Consider the following 12,912-nt stretch of genomic DNA (forward strand, 5'->3'; position numbering starts at 1 on the left):
ACCCTTGGACTGGTTTCTGATCGCAATGATTATTTTAGTTATATTAGTGAATATCAGGTCATTTCTTGTATTAGCCGAATTGAAACAAAAAAGGGCTCAAATGAAAGAAGATTTAGACGCCATTCATGGAAGCATGGAAGAATTCGTGACGAGTGTGGAAAAAGAAAATGATGAACTTTATGAGAAACTGGTCGACTATATTCGAGTGAAAGATAGTAAACTCGATGAGAGAATCCGAATGTTGGAAGAAAAACTCAACACCGTAACGACGGATAGCTCCGCTCAGACGTTTCCACTGGAGGAGCATGACGATGTAAAGCAGGTGTACCCCGAAGCGTCTGCAGTCAATGATCAGGAAAATGATAAAATGTTGAAATTGTATAAACAAGGTTTTTCTGAAAAGCAAATTGCCAAAGTATTGCAGATTGATCTGGGAGAAGTGGAGCTTGTCCTGAATATGTTCAGGAAAAAGCAAAGTTATCAAAAGTAGAATGAGGTGTTTCATTTGCGTATTGGAATGCAAACGAACTTTTCAAACGACAGGATTTCAAAAAATGCAGTGGAAAGTAAGACATCCGATTCTTTTGCCAACATGATGAGAAAATCACAGACTAAATTGCACCTGGATTCTTTAAATCAATTAATGTCTCGTGTGGATTCACAAGGGCAGAGGCTGGCTAAGCAAAGAACCCTTGAAAACCTCTTGGATTATAAAAACTTAGTAAAGCAGTTCATCGGGGAATCCTTAAGTTTAGGGTTGCAATTGTCCGAAAAACAAAGCTTCAATCAAAGTGGTGGAATGAAAACGCATCAATTAGTGGAAGTGATTGATCAGAAACTCATTGAAGTCCAGGATGAAGTATTAAATGATGAAAATGAAGGTCTTAATACGCTTCGTTTGGTCGGCGAAATCAAAGGGTTGCTCGTTAATTTATATATGTGATAGAAGTTAATATTAACTGGAGGGAAACGAAATGAGCGAGAATCGTCGCGAGTTTTTTCGAGTGGTATTTCATCAATCAATCAACGCAGAAATTTCATTGGATGGAGCAATCTTCTTCATGCCGGTAGAGATTGAAAATGTAAGTGTGAGAGGCTTGAAATTCATCTCATCTATGGATATTCCATTGGAGAGACAAGTAACATGTCGTTTTGAAATTTTAGGTAGTCCTTTTTTATTGGAAGGATCTATTATTCGTAAGTCCATAAGATTGCATGATATTGAATACGGTGTTGGATTTGAAGTGAACCAAGATACTTCTTCTGAGTTATTTAAGCAATTGAACTATTATCAAATTCGTCAGCGTAAAGGAAATCCAATGGAAATGGATTGAATCATTTCCCGATTATGCTTAAAGACCCGATCAGGAATACAACTGACCGGGTTTTTATATTTGCGGGATGCGGTGTATACTTGTGAAGGAAATACTTATCGTGAAAAAATAGATTGAGACGAACCTTTGTCTATGGAATTAAAATAATGCTTGGAGGAAATAAATTTATGTCAGTTTTACCAAATTGCCCGAAATGCCATTCAGCTTATACTTATGAGGATGGGAATATGCTGGTTTGTCCGGAATGTGCACATGAGTGGACGCTGGAATCAAAGAATGAAAATAGTAATGAAGATAAAGTAGTTAGAGATGCAAATGGAAATGTATTGAATGATGGTGATTCTGTAACCGTCATCAAAGACCTGAAAGTAAAAGGAAGTTCATCTGTCCTGAAAATAGGAACAAAAGTGAAAAGTATCCGTCTGGTTGATGGCGATCATGATATCGATTGCAAAATTGATGGTTTTGGAGCTATGAAGTTGAAATCAGAATTTGTTAAGAAGAACTAAATACAGCTTTGTATAATGAAAAACCGCTTACTCCATTTACGAGTAAGCGGTTTCAGACTGTAGACAAACAAAAAAATGAGTGAATATAACTGTATACTATTGAAAAAGAGCCTATGCAAGAAAATGTTGATTTCCATTGCGGCGGACGCGTTTCGCGGGCACGGCATCAGTCTCCTCGTCACTACGTTCCTGCGGGGTCTTCAGCTCGTGCTGTTCCCGCTGAAGTCGCCGCCTCCACTCCAATCAAAAGAAACTGCTTCTGTAAGCGTGTCTCTGCAAAATATTTAAGTTGGAAGGTGGTTGGCTATTTCTGAAGACTCCTGCGGAAAAACGAAACAAGCTAGACCCCACAGGCTCAGCTGTCATAGACAGCTGAGCCGAGGAGGCTAGCGTTTCGTCCGCGGAAAGCGAAAGAAATAGCCGACCACAATCTTTCTCGATAGAGTGCAAAAAATAAGAACTCAATTTTTATACTTTTATTTTAATTATTATTCTTTTGTCAACAAGCTGAAACCGCTTACTCCATCTAGGAGTAAGCGGTTTTTCATTATAAAGATTAGATCATCATCCTTTTTTTCACTGCCTTTGGGTTAAAACCTTCAACACCTGAATCTAACAAGTCAAAGAAGTGCCATGGTGAGCTATAATCATCTCCAGGTCCGAATGCATCGTTTGCGACCAAATAAATGACGCCATCTGCTTCTTTTTTAAAGGTCGAAACTCCAGGATATTGGTAATTGTCTCTTTCAAATCCCATATCCTTTTTGAAACTACTTTTTATCGTCGAAACCATCGGAAATGGCCAATTTCGTTCTTTAGCGAACGATTGTTGAACTTCCGGAGAATCTGGCGTAGCCAAAACAAATGGTGCTTTAAGTAAAAGATAATCGTACACTCCGACAAAACCATCCGCCCACATCGTGCAGTATGAACAGGATTTCCCCATATTGTGAACAACAATCAATTCATTGCAATCTCCAAAAAGTTCAAGTAAAGAAATGGACTGACCGTCACTTTTTATAAACTCGTAGTTCTTCACAGGAATGTACGGAGCAGCTTTTTTTAATTTCTTCAAATGTTGCTTTTTTTCCATGATTTCTTTCTCAAGTTCTTCAATCTCCGCATTGATTTTCAACATCCCGAGCACCCTTTCTGGTTGGCAAGTAATTGATGTATTCTCCACAAAGGAAAAAATCTCCTTTACTTCACAAAAAATAGTTAATGGATGTGAGAAAATTAGGATTATAGATTAGTTGTATATAGTGTGAAACATTTTTGGCGAGTGAGGATTTTTTAAAGACATGCAACCATTGAACCGAATTGTTTATCTAATCTTTTGAAACAGAAACAAGGGAATGCAACTTAGTCCCGACAACAGGGAGGTGTATGGGTGGTTAATATGAAAGCTTTGGTGAAGAAAGCGAAGAGCGGGGACGGTGAAGCATTTGTCCAATTAATAAAGCAATACGAAAATGTTCTTTATAGAGTAGCCAGTAAATATCTGAATCACGATGAAGATGTGGCTGATGCCATGCAAGAAACCATCATGACAGCGTTTGAAAAACTGCCGACGTTAAAAAAACCGGAATATTTTAATACGTGGATATGCAAGATCTTAATCAATAACTGCAATGGCTTATTGAAGAAAAATAACAGGACCGTCCAACTGGTCGATATGGAAAGCATTCGAGAAAAAGATAATCCTGCTTTATTGAAAATGGAGCTGGAAGAGGAACTGTCTTCCTTGAATGCAGATTATAGAACGGCCATTGAGCTGTATTACATCGTCGGGATGAATATCAAGGAAATTGGCGAGTTGCTAAAGGAACCCGAAGGAACAATCAAGTCACGACTTTCGAGAGCGAAAGCCATACTACGAATCAATCATGATAAACAAAAAGGAGTGATTGGCTATGAGCAACGAGTTTAATGACGAGTTCGTCAAAGAAATTCCGGACCATGTGAGGCAAAGGCTGGATCAAACCTACGAGCAGATTCGCTTCCAATCTATAAAGAAAAAGAAACATATCATTTGGACGAGAATGGCTACAGCTGCCTGCTGCCTACTAATTGTCGGGGTAGCCTCGACAAGTGAACCTGTCAAAGCAGCGATTTTTGGAATCTTCAAGTTCAACGACTCAGGAATTGAACAAGCGGTGAAAGCCGGGTTTGCAGAAGAAACCGATCAATCGGCAACGAATGAGAACGTGCGGATTACACTCGACAGTTACTTCTCGGATAATAATAAAATGGGATTTAGCTTTCAGTTGCAGTTCAAGGATCTAACTTTGTTAGGTGAAGAGGCAGAAAGGTTATCCTTGGATGTGCGTTTGAAGAATGGTGATGGGGAATACATTGTGGAACTGATACCGGATACAAAACCTTTATACGGCAAAAGTGAATATTCAGCTGGCGTGCATGTTATGAACCCGTTCATTGAACAGGAAACCGGTAAAGCCCAATTTGATACGGTTTTTGAATCCACGGAAGGTAATTTTCCGGCATTGTCCAATGCTATTATCGAAGTGGAAAGCATTAATGTTCAATATGCAAATGGAGAATTCAAAAAGATCGAAGGGGAGTGGAACTTGCCTTTGAAAGAAGCTGCTAAACCATTTGAAGTCGTGGAATACGTGGCACAGGAATCTGACAAAATTAAGTTAGTAAAAGCGAATGGCAATCCAACATCCCTTTCTCTGACCATTTCTATAGATGGAGAACCAACGGAAACCCCATTCGCTATTATGAAAGTGGTGGATGAACAAGGAATAGAATATGAGGCGGGTAGTACTAACATGACGGTCAAGAGCGAACAAACTATCATTTCAACCACGTTTCCAATCTCATCTTTCGTTCATGCGGAAAAGCTGCAATTAATCGTGGGGAACGAACAGGTGGAACTGACCAAAAAGAATGATTGATGAAGAGTGAAACCCTAAGTCCATGTTGTTTTGGATTTAGGGTTCTTTTTGATTTTGCAATACTATAGGCTTACATTTCGGTTCATAAATCCGTGACATAACCCATATAACCATAGAGACAAGGATCGTGAGGGTGATTTGGTTGGCTTCAATTTGGGCAATGGGCACAATATTTACGGCGTTCGGTTTTGGTCTAGGGGGAATCATTGCTTGGGGGATTAGGGGACTCAAGAAGAACACCGATACGGTTCTGTGTTTATGTGCAGGGTTGATTCTCGGGTTACTGAGTTTTGAAGTTGCTCCAGAAGCAATAGAGCTCGGCAATTGGTTTACTTTTAATGGAGGGTTTTTAGCAGGGGTGCTTTTGTTCAACTTTTTGCACGGGTTTTTCAGGTTTCATGTAGTGAGGGAAAAGGGTGGGAAAAAGCGAGTCGCATTTTACACAGGCGTGATGCTGCTGATCGGTATTTCCATACATAACATTCCTATAGGAATAAGTTTAGGTGCTGTTCAGGACACCAGTTTATCTCGTTCCATTCTACAAATAATCCTCCTACATAATATTCCGGAGGGGATGATCGTCTTCACTCCATTACTTGTAGCGGGAGTGAGGAAAAGAACATTGTTGATATTTTCAATGCTTGTTTCATTGCCAGTGGCGGGTGGTGCGTATGTAGGAAGTAAATTAGGGATGGATTATCCTCTTCTCTGGTCAACTTTTATCAGTCTGTCCATTGGGATGATTTATATGGTAACGGTAAAAGAGATATTAATTGAATCCATTCACGAGGCAACATCCAAACAAATTTTTATACTGACACTTCTTGGGTTTGGTTTGATTGGTGCTTACTTTGCATTAGTTTAATTAATTCACAACGAATAGTAAGTACAAATAGTGAACTTATCAAATCCCCGCTGACAGAAAAAAATCAGCGGGGATGTTTGTGATGGAGAAAGCATTTACGAAGTTAACCTATTGCCACTTTGAAAGAGTAAGACGATTTACTGAAACAAGCACCCGTTAACAACATGACCACTTGAAAATGATGAATTGGACAAATAAAGCACTGATTTACATAACCTTAACATCGGATTAATGTGGGATTAATAATGAATGATTATGATTAAACCGTAACAAACAGTAGCAAACATTAAAAATCCCACACTAATTGGAGGCAATTTTATGAATTACAAATTCAAGAAGAATTGTTACAAGTCTATTCAAGTTTTGATGTTAGGAGCGAGTGTACTAGGATTAGCTGCTTGTGGAGGTACTAAAGAGGAGGCAGCTCCAGTTGTTAAGGATCCAAGTACGTTAACCCTGAAAGAAATTGAAACAAAGGCAAAAGAAGAGGGGACAATTAATAGTGTCGGTATGCCTGATTCATGGGCTAACTGGGGAGAAACGTGGAATGAAGTGACGAAAAAATATACTCTGGAGCACAATGATACAGATTTATCCAGTGCCGAAGAGATTGCCAAAATGGAATCTGAAGGAGAGAATGCAACAGCTGATATCGGCGATGTAGGGATTTCCTTTGGGCCAATCGCGGAACAAAAAGAATTAACGACGCCATATAAAACTTCCTATTGGGAAGAGGTACCTGACTGGGCAAAAGATGACAACGGAGATTGGGTTGTTGGCTACCAAGGAACGATTGCATTCTTTACTAATAAAGAATTAGTAGATAACCCGCCAAAATCTTGGGATGACATATTAAAAGGAGATTATAAAGTAACAGTTGGAGATGTTCAGCGTGGTACACAGAACCAAATGGCCGTTCTTGCTGCCGCTATCGCTTACGGCGGTGATGAAACAAATCTCCAACCAGGAATTGACTATTTTGCTAAGCTTGCCAAGCAAGGCCGTCTTAGCTTAACGGATGCCAAGCCAGCTAACATCGAAAAAGGGGAAGTGGAAGTTGCCCTTGTTTGGGATTTCAATGCTCTTGGTTACGCTGACCAAATTAACCGTGATCAATTTGAAGTAGCCATTCCAAGTGAAGGTTCAGTCGTAAGCGGCTACGCAACTATTATTAACAAATATGCAAAGCATCCGTATGCGGCGATGGCAACTAGAGAATATATCTTAAGCGATGAAGGACAAATTAACTTAGCTAAAGGATTTGCCCGCCCAATTCGCGATGTAGAACTTCCGAAAGAAGTAGCTGAAAAAATGGTTCCAGAAGTACAGTACAAAAATGCAAAACCAATTGAAGATTACAAAGCTTGGGAAGAAACGGCAAAAAATTTACCGCAGCTTTGGCAAGAAGAGGTGTTAGTCCATGTCAAATAAAGTAATAGCAATTGTTGTTGATGGTATGAGATACGATAAAGCATGTGAGGCTCTTGGATTTATTCAACATCTAGTTGAAACAAATCAGGCAGCACTTTACAAAGTAAAGTCGGAACTCCCAAGTCTTTCCCGTCCATTATATGAAGTGTTACTAACGGGTACACCGGCATCAGTGAACGGAATTACGTCCAATCAAGCCGTTCGTTTATCTACTGAGAAAAGTCTCTTTCATCTTACGAAAGAAAACGGCTTAAGAAACGGAACGGCATCTTATTACTGGGTAAGCGAACTTTATAATCGCGCGCCATTCCATTTTATTGAAGATCGTGAGCAAGAGGATGAGTCTAAGCCAATTCAATATGGAAAATTTTATTGGGATGATGATTATCCAGACAGTCATGTGTTAATGGATGCAGAAGCTTTGAGAAGAAAGCATGACCCACACTTTCTCTATATTCATCCGCTCGGTGTAGATGTAAAAGGAGAAATTTTCGGTTCGGAATCGAAAGAATATCGTGAACAAATCTTAAAAATGGGAAGCTTGTTGGCACAACTTTTGCCAATTTGGATCAAAGAAGGTTACCACATTTTAATTACATCTGATCATGGCATGAGTGAATATGGCAACCATGGCGGCATAACTGATGGTGAGCGAGATGTACCGCTCTTTATCATTAGTCCAAAAGTTGAGCCTGGCGTTTACAGTGAAGTGGTTCCGCAATTAGCTTTTGCACCGCTCGTTTGTGAACTTTTAAATATTGAGCCATCCAATAAAATGATTTCATATCAACTGCCAGGTCTGAAAGGGAAAATTACCCTTTAAAAAAGATACACGATTCAACATTAAAATGAAGAATGTAGGTGGATTGGGATTGGTTTAACGGAACGTATTGTTAGACCAATTCCCAAATTAATAGAGAACATAGAGGGGCGAGAAGTCTTGCGAAAAATAAAAAAACAAAAAATTTACTTATTAGCTCTTTTATTGCCATTTATTATGTTTGTGATTGCATTTGAAATAGGACCATTAGTAGCAATGATTAAAAATAGTTTTTATGCAGACGATGGAATTCAAGTTACGATTAATCAATATATTACTATATTTAAAAGTAAATTTTACTTACAAGCCATTCAAAATAGCCTTGTCATTTCCTTATTTTCTGCTGTAACTTCTGTGATCATAGCAGTCATAGCAGCCTATTCGTTAACAAAATTCTCACAAAAAATACAAAATCGCTTACTAATGATTACCAATATGACTTCGAACTTTGAGGGAATTCCCCTTTCATTTTCATATATTATTTTACTTGGAAACAATGGGTTGTTTACGTTGCTTTTTTCTAAGATTGGTTGGGATGTGTTTGCGGATTTTAATTTATATTCATGGACAGGCCTCGTTCTTGTGTATGTTTATTTTCAAATTCCGCTTGCTGTTATGCTCATCTACCCGTCTTATCAAGGAATTAAGAAACAATGGAAAGAAGCCTCTTCATTATTAGGAGGGTCAACAGCATCATTTTGGCGTCACATTGGGATTCCAGTTCTTTTACCTAGTATTGTAGGTACATTCAGTATTTTGTTTGCTAATGCGATGGGAGCTTACGCTACAGCCTATGCATTAGTCGGCAGCAACTATAACTTATTGTCATTGCAAATTGCCTCTCTAGTTGCTAGTGACGTTGCCTTAAAGCCGCAGTTAGGTAGTGCGTTGGGAGTTCTTCTAGCGGCGACTATGATAGGGGCGATGTGGTTTAATGGACGAATGATGCGTCGCATTAGGAGGGATTTACGATGAAATATTCATTGACTTTTCATAAAGTGATTGTTGGGTTATTAGTTATCTATTTATTAATTCCTCTTGTAGGAACATTTTTATTCTCGATTGCCGGTAAATGGGATCATACCATTTTACCTGAGAGTTATACAATGCAATGGTATTTTGAATTATTTCAAGATGAACGGTTTTATGATGCTTTTGGACGAACGCTGTTTTTAATTGTCATGTCTGTAGGTCTTAGTGTTGTTATTATGCTTCCGACTATCTTTATTATCACGGTATATTTCAGTAAATGGGAAGGATTACTTCAAGCAGCAGCTATGCTTCCTTATGGAATTCCACCCATTGTTGGAGCTGTTGGATTAATCAAGATATATTCAGATGGGCCGATTCAAATTGCCGGAACACCTTGGATTTTAATCGGTGCTTATTTCATAACGATTCTGCCTTTTATGTATCAAGGTATTCGTAACAGTCTTAGTACGCTTAATGCTGTGCAACTTGTTGATGCAGCTGAACTACTCGGTGCTACAAAATTCCAGGCGTTTCGCACGGTGGTGTTTCCAAATATTATTTCTGGTATTTTAGTTTCTACCTTATTATCAGTCGCTCTTTTATTTAGTGAGTTTGCTTTTGCCAATTTGCTTGTCGGGGGCCGATTTGAAACTCTTCAAATTTATCTTGCCGACAAACTAAATAGCAGTGGTCACTTAACAAGTGCAATTGTTATTACTTATTATTCAATGATTTTGCTTTTAACGGGGACTGTATTAAAACTTACGTTTAAAAACGAAAAAAAAACTGTCGTGTCAAATAAGAAGCGATTTCTTTCATTTCATAAAAATACTACTTTAGAAGGTGAAAAATAATGAGCTATGTAACCATTGATCAAGTGACTAAGGGGTATGAAAATCAAGTCGTTTTAAATGACATTTCTTTAATACTAAAAAAAGGAGAATTTGCTACACTTCTTGGGCAAAGCGGATGCGGAAAAAGTACATTATTACGTTCCATTGCGGGGCTTGAAGACGTAGATTTAGGAATAATCTCAATCGATGGAAAAGATATTACTAATTTATCACCGCGTCAGCGTGAAGTCGGTATGGTATTTCAGTCTTATGCGCTTTTCCCGAATATGAGCGTTTTTGATAATATCGCGTATGGCCTTAAAATGAAGAAGGTGAAAAATATTAAATCAAGAGTGAAAAAGATGATTGATATGGTTGATTTAATAGGAAAAGAAGAGTCTTATCCTCATCAGTTATCTGGCGGGCAACAGCAAAGGGTTGCTCTTGCTCGTGCGCTTGTCATGGAGCCGAAAGTACTGCTTTTGGATGAGCCGTTAAGTGCATTGGATGCGAAAATTAGAAAAAGTTTGCAAAAAGAATTAAAGAGAATACAGAAAGAATTAGATATTACAACTATTTTTGTTACTCATGATCAGGAAGAAGCAATGACGATGTCTGATCGAATTTTTGTCATGAATAAAGGACAAGTTGTACAATCCGGTTCTCCATCAGAAATTTATACTTCTCCAGTCAATACATTTGTTGCAAAATTCATCGGAAATTACAATGTTTGTAGTTTGGAAGTTTTCCGTAAACTTGTTCGCAGCACAGAAATAAAAGGGGATGAAATCGCAATTCGTCCTGAAGTTTTACAATTAGTTTCTGTTGGTGACGATAGCGTGGATTTACAAGAGAACTGGGTAATTAAAGGGTTTATTAAAGATGTTTCCATGATAGGGAATGTTTTAAGATATGAAGTAGAAACAGAGGAGTCCGCTTTCCTTGTAGACTATCTTCACCACCGAGGGAATATGTTTGAGCAAGGAGCACACGTTCATATTCTTGTACCGAAGAAAGAATGCATTATTTTTTAAATTATTAATGATCGCGGGGGAAGAAATATGTCTGTTTTTCCAGAAGAAAGAAAGAATGAAATTTTAAAAGAACTTAACATTATGGGAAAAGTAAAAGTGATGGAATTAGTTAATCAGTTTGATGTTTCAGAGGAAACGATTCGACGCGATTTGATGATATTAGAGGAAAAAAGACTTTTAAAAAGGGTTTACGGTGGAGCGATTAAAACAGTCTTTGAATTTGAGGAGCCTCCATTTACACAGCGTACAACTGTGAATCAAGAAGCGAAAGTCAAGGTTGGAAAAAAAGCAGTAGAACTCATTTCTAACGGAGATGTGATTGCCATAGATGTAGGGACAACCATGCTTGAATTTTCGCAGTGTATTGAAAATAAAAAAGACATTACGATTTTAACCAATTCTCTTCCTGTGTCGTCTGTGTTAACCGAAAAGCTCAATCAAAATAAGTTTACAGGACAAATTCTATTATTAGGAGGACAAATTGATCCAAAGCATCAATCTATAAGCGGCAGTCTCACTGAACAAATGTTAAATCAATTTAATATTGATAAAGCGTTCATTTCAGCTGGTGGTGTTTCCATTCAAAGTGGGGTTAGTAATTATCATTTACATGAAACATTAGTTTCACGCAAGATGGTCGAGGTATCAAAGCAAGTTATATTGCTAACGGATTACTCTAAAATTGGTGTTGAAACATTTTGTAAAGTTTGTCCTCTAGAAAAAGTCGATGTGATTGTCAGCGAGCAACCATTTCCAGAGGAATGGAGAAATCATTCAAAATTAGAGGAAATCAATTGGAGTCTAGCATAGTCAATCAATAAAAGGACATATCGAGATGAAAGAGCGAGTTCTCTCTAGTTTTTTATTGATAGTAGGCAAAAAAGCTAGAAAGATAATTTAATAGCTAGAATGAGAAAGGAGCTATATAGCATGAGTTTCATTGCGATAGATTTAGACGGAACATTATTAAACGACAAGAATGAAATTAGTGAAGAAAATGTAAAGGCGATTCAATATGCCCAAGATAGAGGTTTTGAAGTAGTTATTTCAACAGGGCGGGCTTATTTTGACGTTCAAATAATTTGTGAAAAGGCCGGGATTTCCCCATTTGTAATCGGGACAAATGGCGCAACTATTCATTCAAAAAGCGGAAAGTGTATTTCATCTGTTACGATAACTAAAGATTGTGTCGAATCTATTCTCCAATCGTTAGATGAACGGAATTATTATTACGAAGTGTTTACTGATAAAGCCATTTATACTCTTAAAAAGGGAAGAGAACATTTCCAGAATGAGATTAATAGTTTGAAAAGCGCAGAGTTGAATACAGATATGAAAGAATTAATTGAAGTAGCGGAAAGGCAATTTGACCAGTTTGGATATGTTTTAGTTGAAAATTATCATGATATCTTAAAACAGGAGGAAGAATTCTATAACATTTTAGCCTGTTCTTTTGATAAAAAGAAGTTAGAGGATGCATGGAGCCAATTCAAAAAGTTTGATGAGTTAATGGTTGTTTCATCTGCTGATCATAACATTGAAATTACAAGTAAAAGTGCTTCAAAAGGAACGGCCCTCGAAAAATTGGCTATCTTGATGAATGGCTCCTTAGATCAGTCTATGGCAATCGGGGATAGCAACAATGATTTATCCATGTTCCAGAAAGTTGGATACAGCGTAGCGATGGGAAATGCGAAAGATGTCATTAAAACTGTTTGTACAACGACAACCCTTAAAAATGACGAGGATGGGGTAGCTTATGCGATTTATCGATATATGGAGAACTTCGTGATTCAAAAATAAGTGTCAATGCCAAAGGAGAGAGCGACAAAATGGCATGGATATATATCATAATGGCAGGGGTTTTGGAAATTGTCTGGGTGATAGGTCTTAAATATTCACACGGATTCACCGAAATTATACCTAGTATAGTAACGACAATTATCATAATCTTTAGTTTCTTTTTGCTTTCAAAAGCTTTACACTCAATTCCCTTAGGAACTGGTTACGCCATTTTTACTGGATTGGGAACGGTGGGAACTGTAGTAACTGGGATGCTTTTTTTTGGAGAGACCATTAATCTACTGAAAGTATTTTTTGTGACTTTAATGATAGTAGGGATAATTGGAATAAAAATTGGTCCAGCACAACCTAAAAATTAAAAAAAATGAAATGATTTATATAAGGTTAGGG

The 12,912-nt window shown here is 37.8% G+C and carries 16 protein-coding genes; 15 read left to right on the top strand and 1 reads right to left on the bottom strand.

The features are described from left to right. Nucleotides 1-25 precede the first annotated feature (25 nt). The 4 genes from MHH33_RS01830 (at nt 26) to MHH33_RS01845 (ending at nt 1,843) form a co-directional block, all read left to right on the top strand. Nucleotides 26-490, top strand: a complete 465-nt coding sequence (locus tag MHH33_RS01830; RefSeq protein ID WP_342542767.1) for a hypothetical protein — start codon at nt 26-28, stop codon at nt 488-490. Between the two features lie 27 nt (nt 491-517). Beyond that, nucleotides 518-943: a YaaR family protein gene (locus MHH33_RS01835; RefSeq protein WP_342542768.1), complete on the top strand. Its 426-nt coding sequence runs from the start codon at nt 518-520 to the stop codon at nt 941-943. A gap of 31 nt (nt 944-974) precedes the next feature. After that, nucleotides 975-1,334: a PilZ domain-containing protein gene (locus tag MHH33_RS01840; protein ID WP_016429551.1), complete on the top strand. Its 360-nt coding sequence runs from the start codon at nt 975-977 to the stop codon at nt 1,332-1,334. 167 nt (nt 1,335-1,501) lie between these two features. After that, nucleotides 1,502-1,843 carry a zinc ribbon domain-containing protein YjdM gene (locus MHH33_RS01845; protein WP_342542769.1) on the top strand — a complete coding sequence of 114 codons (342 nt, stop codon included), beginning with the start codon at nt 1,502-1,504 and terminating at the stop codon, nt 1,841-1,843. A gap of 556 nt (nt 1,844-2,399) precedes the next feature. Here MHH33_RS01845 and MHH33_RS01850 read toward each other — a convergent pair. Beyond that, the gene (locus MHH33_RS01850; protein WP_342542770.1) at nt 2,400-3,026 is read right to left on the bottom strand and encodes a DUF899 family protein; all 627 of its coding nucleotides are present in this window, start codon (nt 3,024-3,026) and stop codon (nt 2,400-2,402) included. A 216-nt stretch (nt 3,027-3,242) separates the two neighbouring features. On the opposite strand from MHH33_RS01850, the gene MHH33_RS01855 reads away from it, so the two are divergent. The 11 genes from MHH33_RS01855 (at nt 3,243) to MHH33_RS01905 (ending at nt 12,881) form a co-directional block, all read left to right on the top strand. Next, nucleotides 3,243-3,773 (top strand): sigma-70 family RNA polymerase sigma factor, encoded by a 531-nt coding sequence (locus tag MHH33_RS01855; RefSeq protein ID WP_342543714.1) that lies wholly within the window; start codon nt 3,243-3,245, stop codon nt 3,771-3,773. After that, nucleotides 3,757-4,764 carry a DUF4179 domain-containing protein gene (locus MHH33_RS01860; protein ID WP_342542771.1) on the top strand — a complete coding sequence of 336 codons (1,008 nt, stop codon included), beginning with the start codon at nt 3,757-3,759 and terminating at the stop codon, nt 4,762-4,764. Before MHH33_RS01855 ends, MHH33_RS01860 begins: the two co-directional genes overlap by 17 nt. 133 nt (nt 4,765-4,897) lie before the next feature. Next, a complete protein-coding gene (locus tag MHH33_RS01865; protein WP_342543715.1) occupies nt 4,898-5,629 on the top strand; it encodes a ZIP family metal transporter in 732 nt (243 codons plus the stop codon). A gap of 318 nt (nt 5,630-5,947) precedes the next feature. After that, nucleotides 5,948-7,060 (top strand): ABC transporter substrate-binding protein, encoded by a 1,113-nt coding sequence (locus MHH33_RS01870; RefSeq protein ID WP_342542772.1) that lies wholly within the window; start codon nt 5,948-5,950, stop codon nt 7,058-7,060. Next, nucleotides 7,050-7,883 carry an alkaline phosphatase family protein gene (locus MHH33_RS01875; RefSeq protein WP_342542773.1) on the top strand — a complete coding sequence of 278 codons (834 nt, stop codon included), beginning with the start codon at nt 7,050-7,052 and terminating at the stop codon, nt 7,881-7,883. Before MHH33_RS01870 ends, MHH33_RS01875 begins: the two co-directional genes overlap by 11 nt. Nucleotides 7,884-8,000: 117 nt before the next feature. Beyond that, nucleotides 8,001-8,855: an ABC transporter permease subunit gene (locus tag MHH33_RS01880; protein WP_342542774.1), complete on the top strand. Its 855-nt coding sequence runs from the start codon at nt 8,001-8,003 to the stop codon at nt 8,853-8,855. Beyond that, nucleotides 8,852-9,706, top strand: a complete 855-nt coding sequence (locus MHH33_RS01885) for an ABC transporter permease subunit (RefSeq protein WP_342542775.1) — start codon at nt 8,852-8,854, stop codon at nt 9,704-9,706. Before MHH33_RS01880 ends, MHH33_RS01885 begins: the two co-directional genes overlap by 4 nt. Next, nucleotides 9,706-10,719 (top strand): ABC transporter ATP-binding protein, encoded by a 1,014-nt coding sequence (locus tag MHH33_RS01890; protein WP_342542776.1) that lies wholly within the window; start codon nt 9,706-9,708, stop codon nt 10,717-10,719. The genes MHH33_RS01885 and MHH33_RS01890 overlap by 1 nt, the downstream gene beginning before the upstream one ends. A 27-nt stretch (nt 10,720-10,746) precedes the next feature. After that, a complete protein-coding gene (locus MHH33_RS01895) occupies nt 10,747-11,529 on the top strand; it encodes a DeoR/GlpR family DNA-binding transcription regulator (RefSeq protein ID WP_342542777.1) in 783 nt (260 codons plus the stop codon). A gap of 120 nt (nt 11,530-11,649) precedes the next feature. Then, a complete protein-coding gene (locus tag MHH33_RS01900; protein WP_342542778.1) occupies nt 11,650-12,522 on the top strand; it encodes an HAD family hydrolase in 873 nt (290 codons plus the stop codon). Between the two features lie 29 nt (nt 12,523-12,551). Continuing rightward, nucleotides 12,552-12,881, top strand: coding sequence for a multidrug efflux SMR transporter (locus tag MHH33_RS01905; protein WP_342542779.1), 330 nt, complete (start codon nt 12,552-12,554; stop codon nt 12,879-12,881). Nucleotides 12,882-12,912 lie beyond the last annotated feature (31 nt).

The organism is Paenisporosarcina sp. FSL H8-0542 (genome assembly GCF_038632915.1).
Taxonomy (GTDB): Bacteria; Bacillota; Bacilli; order Bacillales_A; family Planococcaceae; genus Paenisporosarcina.